Raw genomic sequence first — 24907 nt, forward strand, 5'->3', positions numbered from 1 at the left:
GAAAAAATAAACAGACTTACTAATTATTGTATCATAATGTTTTTATATTTCGGCATAAAGTATTGAATATATACGGAAAAAACATAATAAAAACCCTCCTCTTTACAAAGAGGAGGGTTTGCATAAATTTATAGGAACATCATACCTGCAACTGCTGCATTTAGGAAGTTCGCTAATGTACCAGCGATAACTGCTTTAATCCCTAATTGTGCAATTTGTTTACGGCGAGTAGGAGCTAATGTTCCTGTTACACCTAACTGAATTGCGATAGAAGAGAAGTTTGCGAATCCACAGATTGCGAATGTTAAAATTAAATTTGTTTTGTCAGAGAACTCTGCCATGTGTGGTCCTAAGTTTGCGTATGCAACGAATTCGTTGATTGCAAGTTTTTGACCGATAAAGCTTGCTGCTTGTATAGCTTCACCAGGAGAAACCCCAATTAAGATTGCAAATGGTGATAGTAAGTAACCGAAGATTAAATCAAGGCTAAGTTTAATATCGAATAAAGAGCCAATTAATCCTAATAGACCATTTAATAAAGCAATTAATGCGATGAAAGCCATTAACATTGCTGCTACGTTAATAACGAGTTGCATACCTTCAGATGCACCACGTGCCGCTGCGTCAATAACGTTTGCATCTTCACGTTCTGTAGAAAGTTCAACGTTATTATCTACTTTTTCTGTTTCTGGCATAATTAGTTTTGCGATTAATAGACTTGATGGAGCTGCCATAATTGCTGCTGCTAATAAGTGTTCTAACGGAATACCCATTGCTGCATAGCCGACAAGAACTGATCCGGCAACAGCTGTCATACCGCTTACCATAATAGCGAAGAATTCACTATTTGTTAAACGTGCTAAGTAAGGTTTGATTAAGATTGGAGCTTCAGTTTGTCCTAAAAATACAGTTGTTACTGAGTTTAAACTTTCTGCTTTAGAAGTTCCAAGAAGTTTGCTTAATGCGCCACCAACGACACTAACAAATCTTTGCATAATACCGAAATGATATAAGATTGCTACTAATGAACTAATAAATACAATTGGAAGTAGTGCTTGAATAAAGAATACAAATCCCCAAGGGCCTTTTGCGTTGACTAAATCCCCAGCAACGAACTTAATTCCCTCGTAAGAAAAATTAATTAATCCTTGAACGCCATCTGCAGCGTGTTTTAAACCTGCTTTTCCGGCATCCCATCGTAATACGATAAATGAAAATGACATTTGTAATGCTAGCGCGATTAAAATTGTGCGCCAATTAATAGCTTTGCGGTTGGAAGATAGTAAGAAAGCAATTGCTAATACTCCAATCACGCCGCCAATTCCCCATAAAAGATTCATGCAGTGTATGCTCCTTCCTCATAGTAAAAAAAGTGTATAAACCAGTTGTCTATACTTTTGCGAATATAACATCTTAAGTAACTTATCATAATGGACATCGGAGGTCAAACGTCTAACGAAAAGTTTAAATAAAAAGAAAATTCTTTAAAAAAACACATATAAAATGAATGGACATGAAATAGGTTATGTTTTTTATGTAAAAATATGCATTATGATAACGTTATGGATCATTATTGTAGAATATAGTGTATGAAATAGGAAAATAGATACATTATTTTTTCGGGGATATAGGTTATACACATTAAAAAGAGCCTTCTAGTAATCTAGAAGGCTCTAAAAATATAACTTAAGGTGCTTTCGTATAACCTAAGAAGTGTTTGCTCCAATAAGAATTGCTTAATGAAGCGATTGCGACACCTTTATCCCCAGATTGGATAAAGGATCCACCACCAAGGTAAATACCCATATGAGAAGGACCAGATTTATAAGTATTTTGGAAGTAAATTAAGTCACCTGGTTGTGGGCTTGAAGTCTTTGGTAAGCTACTCCAATATCCTGCAACACTTTGACGACTAATGTTATGACCAAATTTCTTAAATACGTGGTAGATGTAACCACTGCAGTCAACACCAGTAGCAGAAGTACCGCCCCAAACGTATGGTACGCCTTGCATTGATTTTGCGTAGGCAAGTAGGGAAGAACTATCGCCGTTATTATTACCTGTATTGTTGTTGTTGTTGTTGTTGTTTTGATTGTTATTTTGGTTTTCGTTAGGCTTATTATTTACAGCGCCACCAACTGGTGTTTTAGATAGGAAACGTGTTCCAATGTAACCATTTTGGCCGTTGTAGTTAATTTTACTCCATCCAGAGTTTTCAGAGATTACTTGAACCTTCTGTCCTTGTGGAAGTGCGCCTATGATTCTATAATTTGTACCTTCGCCGCTACGTACGTTTAATGCAGAAGCATTAATGTAGTAGTCACCAATTGAACCTTGATCAGGTTGTTTTGGCTGTTCAGGCTGTTTCGGTTGTTCAGGAGTAGCAGTGCCACCTTTAACGAATTTCATGAATTCGCTACTAACGTAGCCTGTTTTTCCTTGGTAGTTAACTTTAAACCAGCTACCTTCAGAGCCAATTACGTTTAATGTCGTACCATTTAATACGCCACCAATTACGCTATGGTAAGTAGCAGGGCCTGTGCGAACGCGTAGAGATGTTGCGTTAACAACGTAAGTACCACCCGTTTGAACAGTTACATTATTATTTTGTTCTTGTTTGTTATCTTGGTTGTTGCCTTGTGTAACGTTGTCGTTAGAACCGCCTTTTGTTACGTAGTCTTTGCTCACGTAAGCCGTTTGGCCTGCATAATTAATTTTGAACCAATCTTGAACTTCGCCAACAACTTGTACAACTTGTCCTTTTGTAACAGAACCTACAGTTGTGTGAGAAGTGCTAGGACCTGTACGAACACGAAGGGAAGATACATTTACTGTATAGTTTCCGCTTGCTGGTTTTACAGATTCTTGGTTATTATTATTTGTATTGTTGTTTGAAGAACCTGCATTAGAAGAAACACCAGATACGAATTCGCCACTTACATAACCAACTTGTCCATTATGGTTGATTTTCACCCAACCATTTTCTTGACCAATTACGTTTAGTGCTTGTCCTTCATATACACGTCCTGAAACAGAACTAGAAGTGTTAGGAGCGGTACGTACACGTAATACATCAGCAGTAACTTTATTGTTTCCACCTGTGCTTACAGTGTTGTTTGTTTTTGCACCATTTTTTGATACAAATTCGCCACTAACAAAACCTGTTTGTCCATTATGGTTAATTTTGAACCAACCATTTTCTTCGCCAATCACGTTTAGTGATTGACCATTATAAACACGTGAGATGATGTCGTGAGAAGTACCTGATCCTGCACGAACATGTAGTACGCTAGCATTCACCGTATAAGATGAGCTGTTTGATGCGGAAGCTTGGACAGTTTGTGTAGCAGCTTTTTGTGTATTTTGTTCAGGGGCAGCTTGAACACTATCAAGTGTAGGTGCTGCTCCTCCTGCTACAGACACTGCCGCGAGACCGGCAAGGTATTTTTTCATAATTTGTCGATTCCTTTCTGTCTGTAATGTAGTGAAGAAATATTTACCAACTGTTAAAAATTCTAAAGAGCATGTCGATTACTGTCAAGACTTATGCGGTAATCTGAATATGACAAAAAGATTACAAAAAAAAATCAAGGCATAAATCTATACCTTGATTTCCATTTAAATACATATATTGAATGTAGAAAGGATAGAAATTATACGTGTTTAAGAAGATGACATATTAGATTGTAATAAACTTTGAGTAAAAGATCTTTGCAGCATTTTAGTAATAGGTCCAACTTGGCCATCTTGAATTGCGGTTCCATCAAGATGAGTCATCGGCAAAATTTCAATCGTTGTTCCTGTAAAGAAACATTCATCCGCTTGATAAACATCACGAACGCTGAAAAGTTCTTCTTGTACCGGAATACGAAGGGTTTTCGCTAAGGAAAGGACATATTGACGAATGATACCATTTAAAATAAGGTGATTAGCTGGATGTGTGTAAAGAGTTCCATTTTTTATGAGAAAGAAGTTTGAACAGCTTCCCTCAGTTACAGTACCATTTCGTACGAAAAGTGCTTCTTTACAACCTTTGCGTTCCGCTTTCGTAGCAGCTAATACATTGGGTAATAAATTTAATGATTTAATATCACAGCGTAGCCAGCGCGTATCTGGTTCTGATATAGCACGTACACCATATTCAATCCATAACGCTGGTCTTTCTTTCTTTGTAATATAGGCATAGATTGTCGGCGGGACATCATATGAGAATGTATGGGTACGAGCTTGTACACCGCGAGTTACTTGCAAATAAATCGTTCCATCTTCGTGGAAATTATTACTTTCAATTAGTTTGTAAAGTAGGATAATTAGTTCTGCCTTTGAGAAAGGGAGTGATAATTCTATTTCTTCCATGGAGCGGTATAATCTTGTGATATGCGGATCTAATAAGTGAAAGTTTCCTTTATATAGGCGAATAACCTCGTAGACACCATCTCCAAATTGCAAGCCTCTTTCTTCAAGTTCTATGTACGTTTTTTCTTTCGTTGTATCAATAACTGCATCATTCCAAAGTACAAATCTTTCATATGCCAATTTTCGTCCCATCCTTTCGTAAGTGCATAAGTAAAGTGAAACTTTCATTCGGAATAAAAATCACTATAGTAATTTTTATGTGAGTACTTCTTTACATATGACGTATATGTATTTGTAAATGGTAGAGAAGTAGTGGTGATTTACAGCATTTTGTATATACAAATTCGAAAATAAGAAATAAGAATCCTGCTTTTAGATAAAAAAAAGCAACATTCTTATGGAATGCTGCACAAGGAGGGTAGCTATCTTTCATAGGGACATCGTCTTATTGAATGTTTTGTGTATGGAAACAAAACATGTTGAAAGACAATTATAAGAAAGTAGAAATAAACGATTCATATATTTCTTTAAGGGATCTTATTACAGATGAGAGATAAGAAATATATAGAACCTCGTTTACATATTTCATTATAGAGATGTTTCATTAATGCTATGTGAATATTTGGTAAAGGTTATGTAATGTTAAAGTTAATGAATATAAGTGATCGCATGGAGAAATATAAAAAAAAGAGGCTGAGATTACTCAGCACTCTTCTTTTCTTCTTTAATAGCTGTCTTTACTTCACCAGTTTTGGTCTTGTTACTTTCAGAGAAGCGAAGTAAGTCACCTTCAATGATTTTGTCAGACATGTTCAATTCATTTTGAGCACGATCAATAAGTGGTTGAGATTCTTCTTTTGGTAATTGTACAACTTCACCAGTAGTACGGTCGTAGAATGTACTGTTCGTATACATATATTTATCTGTAACGAAGCTACCGTCACGAAGAACAACAAATCCTTTATTTTCTGGTGAGAATACATCATGACCAAATTGAATTTGATTCGTAGAATCTACACCAAGTAAGTTTAGAATTGTTGGTTTAATGTCAATTTCACCAGTTGGTTTTGAAATTGTTTTACCTTCTTTTTGACCAGGAACGTGAATAAACATCGGTGTTTTTTGTAAGTTCATATGGTCAAATGCAGTAATTTCCTCTTTTCCTAAGAACTGTGCCATTGCACGGTTATGGTTTTCAGAAATACCGTAGTGATCACCGTAGAATACGATAACTGAGTTGTCGTAAATACCTTCTGCTTTTAGACGCTCAATAAAGTGTTTCATTGCTTCATCTAAATAGCGAGCAGTTACCATGTAACGGTCAAATACGCCATCGCCAGAGTTATAAGGTTCAATTAATTTCGTATCATCATCAAAGTAAAACGGGTAATGATTTGTTAGAGTAAGGAAGCGAGTGTAGAACGGTTGCTTCACTTCTTTTAACATATCGATAGATTGATCGAAGTATTCAATATCTTTTAATCCCCAATTTAATTTTGTTTCTGGTGTAATCTTGTAGTCAAGTTCGTTGTAGTAACGATCATAACCAAGTGCCGGATACATAATGTTACGGTTCCAGAACGTTGCGTTGTTCGCGTGGAATACCGATGTGTGATATCCTTGCTCACGTAAAATTTCTGGAGTCGCTGTATATTCGTTATTACCATGTGTGAAGAATACAGCACCACGGTCTAGTGGATACATTGAAGTATCTACTAAGAATTCAGCGTCAGATGTTTTTCCTTGACCAGTTTGATGGAAGAAGTTATCGAAGTAATAACTTTCTTTCGTAAATTGGTTTAAGAATGGTGTAACTTCTTGTCCGTTAACTGTTGCACCAATTAAGAATGTTTGTAATGACTCAAGAGAGACAACAATTACGTTCTTCCCTTTTGCAGTACCAAACATATTTGGATCTGGTTTGCTTTGCGTTGTTTTTACGTAGTTCTCTGTTTCCTGTAATTTACTACCGTCAGCAAAGGCCTTTTGTGAACTTGATTTTGCTTGTAAGCCAAGGTCATACACTTGGTGTACATATAAACCTAAGTTTTTAACAAGCATAACGCGGTCGAATGAACGTGTTAATAGTTCTGGACGCTCAGCTTCTGCCAGTCCTAAGTTTGCGAAGAAAATAGCAATTGTTGACACGAAGTATAGGGAACGCATTGGGCGTGCTACACGTTCTGTCGGTGCAAAATTCTTCATCTTCTTCAATAAAATGAAGAATACGATAATATCAGCAAATGCAAGGATGATTTTGTAGTTAAATAATTCTTTCACACTAGAACCTAAACTTCCAAAGTTAGATGTTTGTCCTAGTACAGGTAAAGTAACGAAGTCGTTGTAGAATCCGTAGAACATTACGTTACCAACAAGAATGATTGTTAAAACAAAATTAATTCCAAGTGCTATATAGTTACGTTTTTTCCCTTTTGCAAATAATGCAAGGCCAACAAGCAGTAATGATGCTGCTAATGGGCTAAGGAATAAAATGAATTCTTGCATGAAAGATTCAAGTTTTAAATCAAAGCTTGTGCGAGTAATAAGATATGTCTTTAACCATACGGCTAAAGCTACGAATACAGTGAAACGCACATTTTGAAATTGTGATTTCAAGGTTTCTTTCATTCATTTCCACCCTTTCTCTATCAGGCTTGGTCGATTTTGGAGCGAAAAATGCTAAAATAAAAAATACATAGTTTTCTTGGCCATAATTAAAGGTTCTATATTCACCCATATACGACTATAACTATGCATACCCTTTTAGTTTCTTGTGTTGCTCATAAGCATAACGTCATTTTTGTATTATACAACAAAATTCATTTCTGAGAAACACTATAACATTTTACATTTTTTGTATAAGATTTGTCACTACCAGAGAAAACTTTAACATTCGTTTATATGTCCGTCAACTAGAAAATATAACAAAGGTAGAGCAGAATGTTAAGTAAAAGTGAAAATTTCCTTGTTGAGAAATAAGAAATGACAATGGGTAAGTGGTTATCTAGAAACCTATTATATGAAGGGAATTGTGTAAAAATTAACGAACACTTGTTCTTTTTTCGTTTGTTTGTTACAATGAAAGTTCATTGATAGATTATGTGTAATTTTGATGAACTTTTACTGATAACATATTGTAGCTTATTTCTTTTAAAAAATAGGGAGGCTTTTACATGGAACAAAAATTTTCAGTTGAAGCGTTTTGGAAGAAAGTAAAACATGTTGCAAAGCAAGCAGGGCAGTCGGTCATTTATGCAAGTTTATTATTGTTTTACGTTTTGCAGAAACCGGATGTTCCAAAACGAGTGAAAATTATTGTAATTGGAGCACTTGCTTATTTTATTGCACCAATTGATGCCATCCCAGATTTCATTGCTGGAGTTGGTTATACAGATGATTTAGGGGCGTTGACGGCCGCACTATTGCAGGCATCGTTATACGTCAATGAAGAGGTGAAAGATAAGGCACGAGTGAAGTTGGCAGAGTGGTTTGGTTCGGATATAGACACATCATTTATCGATCAGAAATTAGATCAATAGGTGAGAACTGTTACATGGTGACAGGGCGAACGTAAGCGAGGAAGTGCTTTATGCCATCAGGAAGAACGCATACGAAAATAAACTTAATATCCCTTCCGGTTGTTTTGTTTATGCTCTTTTCGTATGGATTAACAAACTTTGATTTTTTATTAACTTTTGCAATTGGCTTTTTAGTAGGTACTACATTTTTAACGCCCGATTTAGATACGTATAGTAATGCGTATAATAAATGGGGATTCCTGCGTATATTTTGGTATCCGTATAAGAAGGTCATGCCACATCGATCCTTCTTTACACATACGATTATACTTGGTGATGTGATTCGTATTGCATACATGTTAATTGTGTTTTCTCCGTTTTTATTCCTATTAAATATAATCGCGCTTGACGGGAATTTAGTAGAAATGGCGAAGGAGCATGAAGTAGAAATTGTAACGTTTGTAATGGGAATTGTTGTCGCAAGCACGCTTCACATTATAGCGGATAAAGTGAACACGCGCCGAAAGAAAATGATGAGAAAAAAGAAGAAACGCAGAAGATAAAAAAACCGTCCCAAAAGGTATTTTGGGACGGTTTTTTCTTATTAAAAGGTTATCGTATTGCCGATAAGACTGCGTTTGCCATTATGCGTACCATTTTAATCAAACGTTTGTTTAAACTTAAGCTTTCAGTACTTTAATCCCTTTTACGATGTTCCAAATGAAGTAGTATAAGCTAATAATGCCGCAAATACATAAAACAATCATTGCTCCGATTCCAAGTGTTACGTCTGGTTGATCCGATCCGATACCCATAATTCCTAAAATAGTTACGCCGATGAATGTCGCGATACTTGGAATGATATGTGTCCATAGAGCGCGTTTTGCGTGTGGTTTCGTTTCAGAGTCGCCCACAATCCACACAATGATTGGGAATAAGATAGGGGCAAATAATACACTAAAGTATGATAAAGCTGCTAATATTTTGTTTCCGTTCATATATATCACCTCATAAATAATGTCCGTTGTTATACTTTTATTATGCAGGAAATGTGACGAGCTTTCTATCGATAAACATTACAAGAACATGACGCTTTTGTAAGATTTTCTAGTGAAATAATAAAATTTTCAAAAAAATCTTTTTTGAAAGAAAATAATGTGCTAAAGTATAAATGAAAGTTATTGAAAACGTTTTCTTAAACGTTTTTTATTTTTAGGCTAAAAGGTATGATGACCTGATAGTCTATTGATGAGGTTATTCTATTTAAAAGGGGATTCTTTAGGGGGAGAGAACAATGAACACATGGACACAAGTTTATGATCCGTTCGGAAACATTTGGATTTCTGCAGCGGTCGCACTTATTCCGATTATCTTTTTTTTCTTAGCTTTAGCAGTTTTCCGCATGAAGGGGTATGTGGCAGGATTTATTACAGTTGTACTTACAATTCTAGTGGCGTTATTCGCGTATAAGATGCCGTTCACAATGGCGATGGCAGCGACCGGATATGGTTTCTTATACGGACTATGGCCAATTGCTTGGATTATCATTATGTCGGTATTTTTATATAAAATCTCTGTAAAAACAGGTCAATTTGATGTCATTCGTGCATCTGTATTGTCCATTACGAATGACCATCGTTTACTCGTTATTTTAATCGGTTTCTCATTCGGAGCATTTTTAGAAGGAGCAGCAGGATTTGGTGCACCAGTAGCGATTACAGCAGCGCTTCTTGCAGGTCTTGGGTTAAATCCTTTATATGCAGCGGGTCTTTGTTTAATCGCAAATACGGCACCGGTAGCGTTCGGAGCAATGGGGATTCCAATTACAGTTGCTGGACAAGTAACTGGTATTGATCCACATAAAATTGGACAAATGGCTGGACATCAATTACCGTTTCTATCATTATTTGTTCCGTTCTTTATCGTGTTTTTAATGGACGGATTGAAAGGGGTAAGACAAACGTGGCCTGCTTTACTTGTAGCAGGTAGCTCCTTTGCAATTACGCAGTTCATAACAGCAACGTTCTTAGGGCCAGAACTTCCGGATATTACGTCAGCACTTGTAAGTTTAGTGAGTTTATCGCTATTCTTAAAAGTTTGGCAGCCAAAAGAAATTTATCAGTCTAAACAAGCAAATAGTGAAGTAGCTGCGACAACGACGGCAACGTCTATTCCAAAACTAACAGTAGGAAAAGTCGTAAAAGCATGGTCTCCATTCATTATTTTAACTGTGATGGTAGTCATTTGGAGCCAAAGTTTCTTTAAAGCGTTATTTGCTCCAGGTGGCGCACTAGAGAGCCTCGTGTTTAAGTTTGAAATTCCAGGCTTACACAATTTAGTAATGAAAGCAGAACCAATTGTAAATAAACCGACGCCTTACGAGGCAATTTTGAAATTTGATGTATTATCAGCAACAGGAACAGCAATCTTAATTGCTTGTATTATTTCTATCTTTATTTTGAAAATGAGTGCAAAAGATGCAGTAGCGACATTTAAAGAAACGTTAAATGAGCTTAAAATGCCAATTCTATCTATCGGATTCGTATTAGGATTTGCATTTATCGCAAACTATTCTGGTTTATCTTCTACACTAGCGTTAGCGCTTGCTGGAACTGGCGGACTATTCCCGTTCTTCTCACCATTCTTAGGCTGGATCGGGGTATTCTTAACAGGATCTGATACGTCAGCGAATGCACTGTTCTCGAATTTGCAAGCAATTACAGCGCAGCAAGTCGGTGTATCTGAAGTACTTCTCGTTGCAGCAAATACAACGGGCGGTGTAACAGGGAAAATGATTTCTCCGCAATCGATTGCGATTGCTTGTGCGGCAGTTGGACTTGCTGGAAAAGAATCAGATTTATTCCGCTTTACAGTGAAGCATAGTCTATTCTTCGTAATTATTGTTGGTATTATGACGTATGTACAGGCATATTATTTAACGTGGATGATTCCGTAAAGAGAAAAAGAAATAAACTTTTCATTTTTCAGATTATCGTGTATGATGGGAAAGTATTGAAAATTAAATCAGTGATAAACTAGGGGTGCCTAACGTATGCGTAGGCTGAGAGAGAAGCGCGTGATCTTCTTAACCCTTTGGACCTGATCTGGCTCGTACCAGCGTAGGGAAGTTAACGGCTTTACATAATGATGTCTTTTATGAGCCAGGTCCTTATTTTTTTATGGACCTGGCTCTTTTTATTTTGGCATGCGCTGGCCATATCTCGTCCTTGTCACGAACAGGGGAGGCAACAAAGTTTATGAAACAATCTGTTTCAGCTGAGCAAATTGAATTGAAATCGAGTTTACCAGGGAGTAAGAAAGTGTATGTGGATGGACCGCGCGCGGGTATGAAAGTGCCGATGCGTGAGATTGAACAAAGTGAAACGAACGGTATTCCGAATCCACCAATTCGTGTATATGATACGAGCGGTCCTTATACAGATCCGGCGTATAAAGTGGAGCTGGAAAAGGGGTTGCAGGCGCCGCGCCACTCTTGGATCATAGAGCGCGAGGATGTAGAAGCATACGAAGGGCGCGAAGTAAAACCAGAGGATGATGGTGTGAAGGTGGCTTCGAAACATACACCTGTTTTTCCGCAAATGGATCGCCAGCCGCTTAGAGCGAAGCAAGGTGCAAATGTTACGCAAATGCATTATGCGCGTAATGGCATTATTACGTCTGAGATGGAATACGTTGCGATTCGTGAAGGAGTAGAGCCTGAGTTTGTTCGTAAGGAAATTGCAGAAGGCCGTGCTATTTTACCAGCGAATATTAATCATCCGGAAGCAGAACCGATGATTATCGGGCGTAATTTCCACGTGAAGGTAAATGCAAATATCGGAAACTCTGCTGTATCTTCTTCTATTGCAGAAGAAGTAGAGAAGATGACGTGGGCAACGCGCTGGGGTGCAGATACGATTATGGATTTATCTACAGGTAAAAACATTCATACGACGCGTGAGTGGATTATTCGTAATGCGCCTGTACCAGTTGGAACTGTACCGATTTATCAAGCGCTTGAAAAGGTAAATGGAATTGCAGAAGATTTAACGTGGGAAGTGTATCGTGATACGTTAATTGAGCAAGCGGAGCAAGGCGTGGATTACTTTACGATTCATGCTGGTGTATTACTTCATTACATTCCAATTACTGCAAAGCGTACGACAGGTATCGTTTCGCGTGGTGGTTCGATTATGGCGCAGTGGTGTTTATTCCACCATAAAGAAAACTTCCTATATACTCATTTTGAAGAGATTTGTGAAATTATGAAGCAGTACGATGTTTCGTTCTCTCTTGGAGATGGATTACGTCCAGGATCGATTGCAGATGCAAATGACGAAGCACAATTCTCTGAGCTTGAAACACTTGGTGAATTAACGAAAATTGCTTGGAAACATGATGTGCAAGTGATGATTGAAGGACCTGGACATGTACCAATGCACTTAATTAAAGAGAATATGGAAAAAGAACTTGATATTTGTCAGGGCGCGCCGTTCTATACACTTGGACCGTTAACGACAGATATTGCACCAGGTTATGACCATATTACATCGGCAATTGGAGCTGCAATGATTGGCTGGTTCGGAACTGCGATGCTTTGTTACGTAACGCCGAAAGAGCATTTAGGATTGCCAAATAAAGACGATGTTCGCACGGGGGTTATTACGTACAAAATTGCAGCGCATGCGGCTGATCTTGCGAAAGGACACAAAACGGCTCATCAGCGTGACGATGCACTTTCGAAAGCACGCTTTGAATTCCGTTGGCGCGATCAATTTAATTTATCTTTAGATCCTGAACGCGCGATGGAATATCACGATGAAACGTTGCCAGCAGAAGGAGCGAAAACAGCTCATTTCTGTTCGATGTGTGGACCGAAGTTCTGTAGTATGAGAATTTCACATGATATTCGTGAATATGCGAAAGAAAATGATTTAGAAACGACAGAAGCAATTGAAAAAGGGATGAAAGAGAAGGCAAAAGAATTTAAAGACACTGGTAGTCATTTATACCAATAACATGTTACACCTCTTTACTTGATTGATCACACTGTAGTACCTAACTTAAATATAGAAGAAGCCCGCTTTGCTAAGACGGTAGCAAAGCGGGCTTCTATCGTTTATCCCACTTTAATGGGCAGTAAGACCCCCACCTCAAAATTCAGCGAAAGTAAAGAATTTGGGTGGGGGTCGGGCTGTCCATAAAAGTCCGATTGGTGAGGGCTAATAATCAGTGGGAGATGAAGAAAACCCCCACTGATTAAAGTTTCACTTTATAAGGCGAAGAAGAGGTGTACCCAGTAGTATAAGAGGAATAATGTGACGACTGTTGTGAGAGGAATAACGATAAGGGATACACTTAAATAGTCTTTCCATTTTACTTTAATTTTGTTTTGTTTCAGGATATACATCCAAATGAGGGAAGCTAGCGTACCGATTGGTAATAATAGTGAACCGATGTCACTACCAATAATATTTGCGAGATAGATAGTTTTTAATGTGACTGGGTCTAGTCCCATTTCTGTTAATGTGATTGTACCAATCATAAGTGCAGGATGGTTATTGAAGACGTTAGAGAGGAGGGAGACGAGTCCACCCATTGCAAAGCTAGCATAGAGTAGATGTTGACTTACTACTGGCTCAAGCCAATTTACAAGCGCCGCTGTTAATCCTGCGTTATGAAGCCCGTAAATAATGACATACATAGAGAAAGCGAAAATTAAAATGTGCCACGGTGTCTTTTTCAAAATATCGACTGGGTTTGTTCGTAAGTAATACCATCTCCAGATGAGAAGAACGAGTGAACCGAGTACAGCAACAATTTCGATTGGAATCGATAAGAAGGATGCAACGAATAGAAGACAGCGCATAAGGAAGACGAAGCCTAATACTTTTAACATGAATTTTGTACGGTTTTGTTTCGTATCAACAGAATTTTTTCCTTTTAACGGATGGAAGTTTTTCGTGAAGAAAATTTCTTCGATATCATATGAAGAAACAGGTAATTTCTCTGGTAGTTTTTTCTTTAAAACTGTATACATAAGCCATGACATAAACAATAGTCCTAATGTTGCAGGTACAAACATCATAGCTGTGTGCATATAAAGAGTCATATTCACAATATTTAATGCGATTAAGTTTACGATATTACTTACACCAATTGGTGCACTAGAAGCAGTAGCGATTAAGGCACCGCTTAATAAATAAGGAATTTGTTGATGCGGTTTTAATTGAAGGTTTTTTAGAAGAAGAATTAAAATTGGAGTTGTAATTAAAATACTACCGTCGTTATTAAATAAAAGAGTCATAAGAAAACATAATAACTGAATATACCAGTATAAACGGCGACCAGAGCCTTTTGCTAAGTTTGCGAGTTTCGCCGCGGACCAGTGGAAGAAGCCGAAGCTTTCTAATATAACGGCCATAACGATGGTCGCTAATATTGTTATAGAGGCACCACCAATCTTACTAATAATATCCATGACGTCTGGTTTTGATACAAGTCCAGTAATCAGGATGATGCCAGCGCCAATTGCTGCTGGCCACGCCTCATTTAAACCACGAGGCCGCCAAAAGATAACAATCATTGTTAAGAAGAATACAATAATAGTAATCCATATTTCAACACTCATATTTTGCCTACCTTTCTATTTCCCTTGAACAAATGTAGCTTGTCTCAAGTTTGTATTGATAGTATATTCAGCAAAAAATAAGAAGAACTAGACGTATAATGGAATAAAGTGAATATGTGTTTTTCAAGCTCAAGGACAAGTGTCACGAATGGTGAAATAACTATCGTGAGAGGAGTCTGTAAATTAGTGGGGCGGTAAGATAGTAAATGAAAATTATATGGGCAATTATGGAGATATACTAGCACAACTCAAAATATATCAGCGATTATTGAAATATATCGGCGCAACTCAAAATATATCAGCGATTTTTAAAATATATCGACTTATCGACAAAACATGAAAAAAAGAGTCCATCCCAAAATACTTTTTGGAACAGACTCCAAGGCTATATTATTTTTCCTTCAAAAAAGTTCGATCCTTCAAGAATAAATTCCAGAAGAAAATAAATCCTGGTAATAAAATTGCAATCCCAATTGCATATAGAATAAGCAATGCATAGAATGTTTCGACCGTTGTAAAGCTTGTAAATACAGTTACATCAGGATAAATAATATACGGTAAATGAGCGACACCGTAAGCGTAACTTGCAAATGCATATTGAGCCACGACTGCTAAAACGGCAATGCGAGGGTATCCTAGTGTGTCATACTTCTTGTTTGTCCACCAAAGAGAAGAGTACCCGATAACGAATAAAACGATAGAAACTGTAAACCATGGGAATTGCTTTATTAGTCCTTGCATAAGCCAGTGTGTTTCCGGATCCATTACAACGAGGGCGATAATCGCCGTAACGAGCGTTGCAGGACCAAGGATGATCGCGTTTCTTCTATAAATTTTATATGCATCTTCTGAACCTTGTTCTCTCGCAAAATCAGCAAGAAAGAGAGAGGAAAGAAATAGTTCCGAAGTTAGTCCGAAGAGCATATAACAATAAATAACCGGACTAGAAAGAAGTTTTCCATATAGGAGTACTTCTTTTCCTTCAGACATTGTAATATAGGCACCTTCTGTAACGGGTAAAACGGTAATTAATAGGGCTGGAATTAAGAGCCCTGTAATACCTGAAATAATACGAAGAAGGTGCTGGTACTTCGGTAGGGAATAAGCAAATACCATGAATGTACTGCGAATTGCCACGAGTACTAAAATTAACATAACGGGTACGAACATCACCGTTGCCAGAGTGAAAGCGGCTTTCGGAAAGAAACCGAGAAAAGCGACAACGACAAAGACGAGAAATGTATTTGTTACTTCCCAAGTCGGTGATAAGTATCGGTTGGCAAGCTTGGCAGCGAGCGTTGGATGTTTTGCGTATACCATGCCCCAAAAACCTGCTCCAAAATCGATGGACCCTAATATACTGTATACGAAAATAAGAGCCCACAAGATGATGATTGCAATATTTTCCTCATGCACGAGAATCGCCTCCTTCGTGATGTAAATCATTTGTAAGCGGATGTTTCTTAAAGAATGTCCGCAGTACAAAAACAGTTAAAATACCGAGTCCAATATATAAAATGATGAATAGAATAAATAAAGGACCGACAAAGTCAGCGCGTGTAGAAGCGTCGACTGTACGCTGCATACCATAAATAGTCCACGGTTGACGACCACTACAGCTAAAAATCCATCCAAATTCAATGCCGAGCATCATAATTGGTCCACATGCGGCAGCTCCCCAAAGAAGCCACTTCGGTAATTCTGCTCCTTTTTTTCGGTAAACGAAGTACCAATATAGGAGGGCAATTGCTGCAACTGCAAAGGTGAAAGCAGCGGTCCCGACCATTAAGTTGAATAATGTATGCGTGTAAAATGGTGGCCATGTTTCTTGCGGGAATTCATTTAGCCCCTTTACGACGGTGCTAGGATCTAGTCCCACTAGTAGGCTAAGCATGTTCGGGATTTCTAGTGCATAGTTTAGTTCAAGTGTGTTAGGATCCACAACGCCCCCAATCGATAACGGTGCATGTGATGTCGTTTCAAATAAAGCTTCAGCAGATGCAAGTTTTTCAGGAGAATGCTTATGTAAAGCAATTGCCGATTCGTGTCCCGAAAGCCACATCGTAGCACCTGTAATAAATGTCACGACGAGTCCTAACAGTAGTCCTTTTTTATGATATGCCACTTCACGTTTACTTAAATTTTTCTTTAATAATTTAAATCCAGCGATAGAAGCAATGACAGCCGCACCAGTTGCATAAGCCGTAATAACGACATGGAATGCACTTGTGCCAAAACTCGGATTAAAGAAAGCCTTCCACGGATCAACGTTAAAAACAGATCCATCTGGATTCATTGAAAAGCCTGCTGGTGTATTCATCCATGTATTTGCTGATGTAATAAGCACGGCAGATGCCGTGGCACCAATCATGACGAAGAATAGCGAGATTAATCTCATGAATGGAGGTAGTTTGTCAGCTGCATATACATAAATGGACATGAACAAAGCCTCTAAAAAGAAGGCAAAAATCTCAATTTGAAAGGGAACAGAGATAACCTGCCCAACAATTTTGGCAAAACCAGGCCAAAGAAGTGAAATTTGTACACCAACGATTGTTCCAGTTGGAATTGCTACACCAAGAAGGATGGCGAACGCTTTCGTCCATCTTTTCGCCATAATGGCGTAGTCGGAATCTTTCTTCCAGTGATAGAGTATTTCACTTATAAATATCATCAATGAAAGCCCCACGCCAAGTGTTGCAAAGATAATGTGGAATGCTAATGAAGAACCGAAAAATGCTCTTGCTAATGTTACCGTATCCATATGTAAACTCCTCTTCTTTTTTGCCATTATTTTCTGATTGAATTGGAAGATTTATTCAAAAAAACTACCAAAAATATATGTGTATTTAAAAAGTGGATATGGCAATATAACGTTTGAATATTCTAAAAAGAAAGAAGTTAATGTTTAATAATATTTTGTTTGTTTTTTAGTAAGGAATATTTTATAATCTTTTATGCGAACGTAAGTTCTGTTTTCCGGGGTGAAGAAGTTGATGTGAAATGGAGAGGATGTTTTATGTATCCTGAAGTCATTAAAAAGATGGCATTTTCAAAAGAGCATAGAGATTTATTATTGAAGCTGTATAATAAAGAGATTACGCGTCGTGAATATGATCGACTCGTGGAATCGCTATATAGACCTTCTAAAGAGGCTTGTGAGAGATAGAGGAACGGGAGACAATCTAACAGATTGTCTTTTTTACATTTACGTATGTTCTGGTAAAATTAAGGATAGCCTTACTAGGGAGGTGAAAAGTTTGCGGAAACGTATATATATAGGGATTGGAGTTATTCTCTTAATCGCTTTAGGTGGAATTGTATTTTGGTCAGCTATACAAGGAAACCGTACAGAATATTTTATTTTGAGACATATGGTGAATGAAAACGGGACAATTGCTACATATCGTTTAGGGGATACAAAGGCAGGTACGGGTGAAGCGAAAGGCCGTGAAGCTTTATCGGAATCAGCAGGACTATGGCTACAATATACACTCGATAAAGACGATCAAGCGTTATTCGATGAACAAGTTAAGGTTATTCAAAATAACTTTGTACATAAGGATCAAATCGTTGTATGGAAAATCTCTGAAAAGGGAGAAATACAGTCGGCTACCAATGCACTTATAGATGATCTTCGTATGATAGAGCAATTATATCGTGCTTATGAAATGTATAAGGAAGAGCGTTATAAAAACTTGGCAGATCAATTGAGTGATGCTGTAATTCGTTATAATAAGAAAGATAATTATTATGTTGATTATTATGATGCAGATGCAGGAAAACAAAATAATTTTGCAACGACATCATACTTAAATCCGCACGCATTCTCCTATATGAAGAAGTACGGTAAAGTTTCTGATCAGCAATATCAGGAAGTCGTTCAATTTTTAGCGGATTATCCAAGACATGGCTGGGCATTCCCGAAAGAGTATAAAGAAGATGGTACATTTATGTACGATAAAGAAGTGAATCTTATTGACCAATCATATGTTGCCTATCACAGGATTTTAGGTGGCCTTTCATCAGATGCTTATTTGGAATTTATAAAGAAGAAATTCCAGGAGGATGGAAAGTTATACGGTCGTTACAATTTAGAAACGGGAAAACAAACTGTGAATTATGAATCGCCAGCTGCTTACGGACTAACGATTTTGTACGTGCTACAAACAGGTGATACAAAGTTTGCAAAGGAATTATATGATCATATGGTCACATTCCGCAATGACAATGTATTTAGTAGATATTACGGTGGGTATGTAACAGGCGAAAATAATAATACGCATATTTTTGATAACGTATTGCCACTTTTAGCGGAAATGGAATTGGAGAAGAGTGAAAAATAAAAGGTGCCACCCTTGGGGATGGCACCTTTCATTTTTTGATATTATTTTACGTCCTAATATTGGAGAAGTAATCAATCACGAATTCACGGAATTGCTGGGCGGATTTCGATAAGTAACGTTTTTTTGACCAGCTTAAGCCAATTGTTCGCTTACAAACGGGTTCAATAATACGTAGCTTATTTAATGCTAAAGTAGAGTTTTTTAATAAAGTTAAACTTGGGACAAATGCGATGCCGAGGCCTTGCTTAATAAGGTCGCTAATCACGGTTGGTTCATCTACTTCAAAAGCGATATGTGGAGTGAAGCCAGCTTCTTTACAAAATTCATCTGTTAAGTGCCGAAATCCATAACCAGTGTTCATACTAATAAATGGTTCGTCTTTTACTTCATGCAGGTGAATACTGTCGCGTCCTGATAAATGATGACCTGAAGGAACGACTAAGAAAATTTCTTCTGTAATAAGTGGTTCCCACATAATTTCCTCACCTTCAATTGGCACAGAAGAAATGCAAAAGTCAATTTCTATATTATCTAGTTGTCGTTTCATAGAAGGAGTAGATGCGAGAAACTGTTGGAATCGAACGTTAGGATGTTCTAGTAAAAAAGAACCGAGTAGTTCTGGTAATATTCTTGGAATAGAAACTGCCAGTGTAATAGAGCTTTGTTGTAAGTCAGCTAAATCTTTAATTTCTCGTTCACCTTCACTTAATTCATGGAAAATGCGCTCTACTCGTTTTAAAAATACTTTCCCGAAAGAGTTTAATGTAATCTGTCGACCTTGGCGATCAAATAACGGGACGCCTAAGTCTTTTTCTAATCTAGCGATTGTTTTGCTGAGCGAAGGTTGTGCGATATGCAATTCTTCAGCGGCTTTTGTCATATGTTCTAATCGTGCAACTGTTTGAAAGTATTTTAGTTGAAGAAGTTCCATTTTGACTCTCCTATCTATAGACCAAAAGGAATGAATTTATAATTAAAGATGTATTATACAGTATGAAAAGTGACGTGTATAGTAAATCTGTTAAACCATTGTAATGGTGTGAAATTAGGAGAAGGAGTATGTTTCATGAATGGAATTCAACTTATATTTAAAGATTGGAAAGCAATGTGGCACCATAAACATGGACGTATCGCTTTAATTTTTTTATTAATCGTTCCTTTAATTTATTCAGGATTCTTTTTAGCTGGATACTGGGATCCATATGGGAAATTAGATAAATTACCTGTTGCGATTGTAAATTTAGATAAAGGTGCTGCGATGGATGAGAAAACAATTCATGCAGGAGACGATTTTGTTAAAAATTTAAAAGAGAATAAAGAACTGGCTTTTCATTTCGTATCAGAAAAAAATGCTGATGAAGGGTTAAAAGAAGATAAGTACTATATGGTTGTTACGATTCCAGAGGATTTCTCCAAAAAGGTAAGTACACTTATGGATGAGAAACCAGAACCAGCACAATTGCAGTACAAAGTAAATCCTGGTAAAAACTTTGTAGCAGCGCAAATTGGAACGACAGCTGTTGAAAATATGAAAACAAAAATTTCAAATAGTATTACGAAATCTTATACAGAAGGTGTCTTTTCAAAGTTTCAAGACTTAGCACAAGGGTTGAGTGATGCAAGTAATGGTGCTGGGAAGTTACATGAAGGAACGACAGATGCAAGAAATGGGGCCAATCAGCTTGCAGATGGTATTCATCGTTTAAGTGACGGGACATCAAAAGTGAAAGAGGGAAGTGAAAAACTTGCTTCTAGTAAATCAGCCTTAACTGACGGAGCGAATGAGCTAAGTCAAGGAGCAACTTCACTTCATAGCGGTATGGAGTTATTGATGCAAGGTGAAAAAACGTTACAATCAGGGGTTAGTGAATTAAGTATCGGTACAAATGAATGGGTGAACGGAAGTGAGAAACTTGCTGAAGGGCAAGTGAAAGCGGACAATGCAGCAAATAGTGTCAAACAACAATTAGAAGAGTACGTGAAAAATCATCCAGAAGTGCAGCAAGATCCTGCTTTTCAAAAGATTATCGCTACTTCTAAAGGATTAGCTCAAGCAACAAACACTTTAAATAATAGCCAACAACAATTGACACAAGGTGCGCAGAAGCTTGCAGATGGTCAGCATAAGATTGAAAAAGGTATGAATACATTCGGAGCTAAGTTAAATGAAGCGACTGCTGGAACGAAAAAGATAGCAGATGGTGCTACAAATTTAGCTAGTGGATTTACGAAATGGGGAACTGGATTTACATCATTACAAGAAGGTGTAAATCAACTTGCGAGTGGCGGAACGGAGCTGAATCATGGTGCTGACCAGTTAACGAACGGACTTGTTAAACTTGACGATGGTGCGAAAGAACTTTCTACGAAATTAGGAGAGGGCGCAGAAAAGATAGCGGATGTTCGCAATGATGATGCACGCAATTCGATGTTCTCAGAGCCGGTTCAATTAGTGAAGTCAACAGTTTCTGACGTACCTAATTACGGTTCAGGTATTGCACCATATTTCTTATCGCTTGCATTTTATGTTGGCGGCATTATGGCATCAAATATTTTACCGCTTGGCCGTAGACAAAATATGAAAGTAAGCGGAACGGTACATTTTATTAATAAATTAGGATTAGTATATTTAATTGGACTGATTCAAGCATTACTTGTGGATGTGGTTGTGCTAGGAGTTATGAAATTAGAAGTTGCAAGTGTGCCGCTCTTTGTTTTATCAAGTATCATTATTTCCTTTACGTTCATGACGTTTATTCTTATGTTAGTAACGGTGTTTGGTCTTGTTGGAAAGTTTTTAGCGGTAACGTTGCTTGTCCTGCAATTAGCGACGAGCGGGGGTACTTTCCCAGGAGAATTAAATATAGCTGTTCTTAGCAAGATTGGACAATTTCTCCCAATGTCCCATTCTCTTAGAGGATTGCAAGATGTGATTTCTTTAGGAGATTGGTCGCAATTACAAATGCAAATTTTAATATTGTTATGCTATCTCGTTGTTGCTGGTGGAATTGCTTGGATTACGAGCCATATACAACATAGGGAAACGAATGCAGAACAAGTTTCTTGAAATGAAAGAAGCTATCCGACTTTTTCGGATAGCTTCTTTTTTATTTGCGTTCCATTACCGCAAAGTAATTGTTTTCATTATCAGCAAAGTTAAAAGCTCTGCCAGTAGGTAAATCTACAACTTGTCCAACAGTAACGTTTTTCTCAGAAAGATCTTTATACAGTTGATCCAAGTTATTAGCGAAGAACATAAGTGAAGGAGTACCTAAGTTTAATTCAGGTTGAATCTTCGCAATTAACGCTTTATCGTGAAGGACGATGCTTGTGCCTGCATCTTTTGTTGGCGCAATTTCAATCCAACGAAACCCTTGTCCGTTATTTTCTTCCGCAATAATTTGGAATCCTACTGTCTCTGTCCAAAATTGTACTGCTTCATCTTGATTATTTACATATAACATAATTTGTCCAATTTGATTAATCATAGGTGTGTCCTACTTTCTTTTCTTGTATGGAATTCTATTATATCAAAGATATGGTTTGCATACTTTTTCGTGATTTTTTCGAAGTACAATCTTCGCCCATTTCATATTTGCCCTAGGAGAAGGTCCTGTAATCCACGTATGAAATGGTAGTGTGCTGCAAATGACCATTGCTGAAATTGAGATTGTGGCCGTTATTGTAAATAATAATAGGCTATATAATATAGTGTTTTCTTGTAGAGTGAATAAAGAAAGAAATTTTGTACATAGTTGCAAGAAGAAAAAGTGAGCTAAATAAGCACCATACGTGTAATTCCCGATAAAGCGTAAAGCTTTATATAAGAAACCGCGTCGCTGTACAATTGTAATAGACAGCACGTAAAGTATAATAATTTCGCATACGATATATAAAAACATAGACGGTTTTAAATAAGTCGAAACGGTTAAATGAATAGAGTTTGCTCCGTAAAAACTAAATAACTCATAATTGATGAATAAAAATAAGATAAAAAATAATATTGTGATAAGCGGGATATGTTTCATGACGAATAGCCGCCAAGTTTTTAGTGCGACAGCAGCGATTCCCCCCATGACGAAATAGAATGAGTAGAAGAAGAAGGAACGATCTGTATAATGTAAAATGGTTGAGCTAGTCAATTTCTCTCCATTAAAAATGTAGTGAGAAGAATACCACATTAAGAGGGAATATAGAGAAGCAAAGATGGTCATATATTTATATATGTCTTTTTTCTTTTCTGTTCGTTTTTGAAACCAATAAAATAGCGTGCATAGCAAAGGGAACAATAAGTGAATTTGGAACATCATAATCACGTACCAAAGATGTGGTGCAGCCGTTCCGAGTAATAAACTTTTGATACCACTTTGTAGTGTAATCATATCGTTTGTTGTTAATAAGTAAAGAATAGACCAGAAGAAATAAGGAATGAGTAAATGTGCGGCTTTTTCATAAATATATTCTGTGTAGGCTAATTGCTTCGTATATTGCCGAATTAAGTGAAAGCCGACGATAAATATGAATGCAGGTGCTGAAAATTTTGCAAGGTTAAATAGCATACCCATAATGAGGGATTGCTCAAGTAAAACATTTCCTTGGTTCATTGTATATAATAAGGAACTTTGCAAAACGACAGCAAGGAATGCAATGCTTTGCAAAACTTTAAATTCTGGTGCGCTTTTTGTCATTGTGTCCATCTCCTTTTCCATACATGATTATAGTACGGAGAATGGATAATGAGTGTGGAATATTTGTGAAGATTATAACAAATTTGTGGCGGAATGGATTAACATCAAAAAAGAGGATGCTCGTTAGGAGCATCCTCTTTCTATTTATTAAGCAAATTTGTTTTTGATCCAGTTCTTACCTTCTACAAGGCGAGCTGTCATTACGGCACAAGCGTTATCTGCTGTTACGTTTAACATCGTTGCAGGAGGATCAATGATTGTACTAATTGCTGCAATAATTGGCAATGCTTCTGGCGGGAAGCCGTATAGAGAAACGATTAACATTTCACCAATCATACCGCCGCCTGGAATAGCACCCATTACTGTTCCTACTAATAGAGAAACAACAAGTGCGATTGCTAATGTTTTCGGTCCTTCAAATTCCATGTTGAAAATACCGAATAAGAAAGCAATCTTTAATACGCCGCCTAAAACAGATCCATCTTTATGAAGTGTAGATCCAAGAAGGACAACTGTTTCACGAACGTCTGAAGAAATACCCATTTTCTTCGTTGCTTCTAAGTTCGCCGGAATACTTGCGGCACTACTACAAGTTGCAAGTGATGTAACTGTAGGAGAGACCATGTTCTTCCAAAATACTTGTACACCTTGTTTGCGACCTGCAAGGTATGCATAGAAAGTGAAGAATACAAAGAAGTAAATGAGAGACGCTGGATAGTATACCATTGCTGCTCGGAAGTAAGTTCCAAGAAGTTGTGGTCCGAATTCACCAACTAATGCTGCGAAGTAAGCAGCAAGTCCGATTGGAGCGTAGTACATAATGAAAGATACAACTTTCATTGAAATTTCTGCACCAGCTTGTAAGAATGTAGCGAATGGTTTTCCTTTTTCACCAACTGCTGAAGTTGCAACCCCCATTAAAATAGAGAAGAAAATAAGAGCTAACATATTTTCACGAGATAGTAACTTTGAGAAGTCAGATACTGTCAGAATACCAACAATTTGATCCGCAACACTAACTGCTTTTTCAGCTTTATCAGGCTGCGTTAGTTCTAATACAACACCTTGTGCTGGCGGGAACACTTTCACGACAATAATCATAAAAATAGCAGCTAAAATACTCGTGAATAAGAAAGTCCCAGCCATGCTAGACATAATTTTACCAAAACGTTTTAATCCATCCATATTAGCAATAGATGACGCGATGCTAAAGAACACTAACGGTACAACAATCGTAAACATTAAGTTTAAGAAAATGTCACCAAGCGGCTTTAAAGCAACTGCATCGGCACCCATGAAATAACCAATGAAACCACCAATTAGGATAGAAGATAATAAAATAAGCGGAAAGCGATATGCCTTCATAAA

19 protein-coding genes and 1 riboswitch are annotated in these 24907 nt (G+C 37.4%); of the genes, 7 read left to right on the plus strand and 12 right to left on the minus strand.

Features of this window, described 5'->3' with window-relative positions; genetic code table 11:
- Positions 1 to 128: 128 nt before the first annotated feature.
- From VF726_RS23620 to VF726_RS23635, 4 genes are all read right to left on the minus strand, one after another.
- Positions 129 to 1340, minus strand: coding sequence for a NupC/NupG family nucleoside CNT transporter (locus VF726_RS23620; RefSeq protein WP_440172633.1), 1212 nt, complete (start codon positions 1338 to 1340; stop codon positions 129 to 131).
- A 346-nt stretch (positions 1341 to 1686) separates the two neighbouring features.
- Positions 1687 to 3453: an SH3 domain-containing protein gene (locus VF726_RS23625; RefSeq protein ID WP_440172635.1), complete on the minus strand. Its 1767-nt coding sequence runs from the start codon at positions 3451 to 3453 to the stop codon at positions 1687 to 1689.
- Positions 3454 to 3663: 210 nt separating this feature from the next.
- On the minus strand, positions 3664 to 4548 hold the full coding sequence (locus tag VF726_RS23630; RefSeq protein ID WP_440172637.1) for a D-amino-acid transaminase: 885 nt from the start codon (positions 4546 to 4548) through the stop codon (positions 3664 to 3666).
- Between the two features lie 507 nt (positions 4549 to 5055).
- Entirely contained in the window at positions 5056 to 6984 is a 1929-nt protein-coding gene (locus VF726_RS23635) for an LTA synthase family protein (RefSeq protein WP_440172639.1), read from the minus strand.
- Between the two features lie 545 nt (positions 6985 to 7529).
- On the opposite strand from VF726_RS23635, the gene VF726_RS23640 reads away from it, so the two are divergent.
- Entirely contained in the window at positions 7530 to 7895 is a 366-nt protein-coding gene (locus tag VF726_RS23640; protein WP_440172641.1) for a YkvA family protein, read from the plus strand.
- A 50-nt stretch (positions 7896 to 7945) separates the two neighbouring features.
- Complete coding sequence (locus tag VF726_RS23645) at positions 7946 to 8437, plus strand: metal-binding protein (protein ID WP_440172643.1); 492 nt, start codon at positions 7946 to 7948, stop codon at positions 8435 to 8437.
- A gap of 117 nt (positions 8438 to 8554) precedes the next feature.
- Here VF726_RS23645 and VF726_RS23650 read toward each other — a convergent pair whose 3' ends face one another.
- Complete coding sequence (locus VF726_RS23650) at positions 8555 to 8872, minus strand: DUF4870 domain-containing protein (RefSeq protein WP_440172645.1); 318 nt, start codon at positions 8870 to 8872, stop codon at positions 8555 to 8557.
- Positions 8873 to 9168: 296 nt separating this feature from the next.
- On the opposite strand from VF726_RS23650, the gene lldP reads away from it, so the two are divergent.
- Together lldP and thiC are read left to right on the plus strand one after the other, a co-directional pair.
- On the plus strand, positions 9169 to 10830 hold the full coding sequence (lldP, locus tag VF726_RS23655) for an L-lactate permease (protein ID WP_440172647.1): 1662 nt from the start codon (positions 9169 to 9171) through the stop codon (positions 10828 to 10830).
- A gap of 71 nt (positions 10831 to 10901) precedes the next feature.
- Positions 10902 to 11017, plus strand: a riboswitch (TPP riboswitch).
- Positions 11018 to 11131: 114 nt separating this feature from the next.
- The gene (thiC, locus tag VF726_RS23660) at positions 11132 to 12892 is read left to right on the plus strand and encodes a phosphomethylpyrimidine synthase ThiC (RefSeq protein ID WP_440172649.1); all 1761 of its coding nucleotides are present in this window, start codon (positions 11132 to 11134) and stop codon (positions 12890 to 12892) included.
- Positions 12893 to 13146: 254 nt separating this feature from the next.
- Here the strand turns inward: thiC and VF726_RS23665 are convergent, their stop codons facing one another.
- From VF726_RS23665 to cydA, 3 genes are all read right to left on the minus strand, one after another.
- Positions 13147 to 14505 (minus strand): arsenic transporter, encoded by a 1359-nt coding sequence (locus VF726_RS23665; RefSeq protein ID WP_440172651.1) that lies wholly within the window; start codon positions 14503 to 14505, stop codon positions 13147 to 13149.
- Positions 14506 to 14895: 390 nt separating this feature from the next.
- The gene (locus VF726_RS23670; protein WP_440172653.1) at positions 14896 to 15921 is read right to left on the minus strand and encodes a cytochrome d ubiquinol oxidase subunit II; all 1026 of its coding nucleotides are present in this window, start codon (positions 15919 to 15921) and stop codon (positions 14896 to 14898) included.
- Complete coding sequence (cydA, locus tag VF726_RS23675; RefSeq protein ID WP_440172655.1) at positions 15914 to 17269, minus strand: cytochrome ubiquinol oxidase subunit I; 1356 nt, start codon at positions 17267 to 17269, stop codon at positions 15914 to 15916. The genes VF726_RS23670 and cydA overlap by 8 nt, the downstream gene beginning before the upstream one ends.
- A 255-nt stretch (positions 17270 to 17524) precedes the next feature.
- Here cydA and VF726_RS23680 point away from each other — a divergent pair, with 255 nt between their 5' ends.
- Together VF726_RS23680 and VF726_RS23685 are read left to right on the plus strand one after the other, a co-directional pair.
- Entirely contained in the window at positions 17525 to 17674 is a 150-nt protein-coding gene (locus tag VF726_RS23680) for a hypothetical protein (protein WP_166702754.1), read from the plus strand.
- A gap of 91 nt (positions 17675 to 17765) precedes the next feature.
- On the plus strand, positions 17766 to 18851 hold the full coding sequence (locus VF726_RS23685) for a transcriptional regulator (RefSeq protein WP_440172657.1): 1086 nt from the start codon (positions 17766 to 17768) through the stop codon (positions 18849 to 18851).
- Between the two features lie 46 nt (positions 18852 to 18897).
- Here the strand turns inward: VF726_RS23685 and VF726_RS23690 are convergent, their stop codons facing one another.
- On the minus strand, positions 18898 to 19782 hold the full coding sequence (locus VF726_RS23690) for a LysR family transcriptional regulator (protein ID WP_440172659.1): 885 nt from the start codon (positions 19780 to 19782) through the stop codon (positions 18898 to 18900).
- A 135-nt stretch (positions 19783 to 19917) separates the two neighbouring features.
- Here VF726_RS23690 and VF726_RS23695 point away from each other — a divergent pair, with 135 nt between their 5' ends.
- On the plus strand, positions 19918 to 21918 hold the full coding sequence (locus tag VF726_RS23695) for a YhgE/Pip family protein (protein ID WP_440172661.1): 2001 nt from the start codon (positions 19918 to 19920) through the stop codon (positions 21916 to 21918).
- Between the two features lie 40 nt (positions 21919 to 21958).
- Here the strand turns inward: VF726_RS23695 and VF726_RS23700 are convergent, their stop codons facing one another.
- From VF726_RS23700 to VF726_RS23710, 3 genes are all read right to left on the minus strand, one after another.
- Positions 21959 to 22339 (minus strand): VOC family protein, encoded by a 381-nt coding sequence (locus VF726_RS23700; protein ID WP_440172663.1) that lies wholly within the window; start codon positions 22337 to 22339, stop codon positions 21959 to 21961.
- Positions 22340 to 22381: 42 nt separating this feature from the next.
- Positions 22382 to 23539 (minus strand): acyltransferase, encoded by a 1158-nt coding sequence (locus tag VF726_RS23705; protein WP_440172665.1) that lies wholly within the window; start codon positions 23537 to 23539, stop codon positions 22382 to 22384.
- 147 nt (positions 23540 to 23686) lie between these two features.
- A complete protein-coding gene (locus VF726_RS23710) occupies positions 23687 to 24904 on the minus strand; it encodes a dicarboxylate/amino acid:cation symporter (protein WP_000649373.1) in 1218 nt (405 codons plus the stop codon).
- Positions 24905 to 24907 lie beyond the last annotated feature (3 nt).

The sequence above is a fragment of the Bacillus sp. Brlt_9 genome (assembly GCF_051948935.1).
Classification (GTDB): Bacteria; Bacillota; Bacilli; order Bacillales; family Bacillaceae_G; genus Bacillus_A.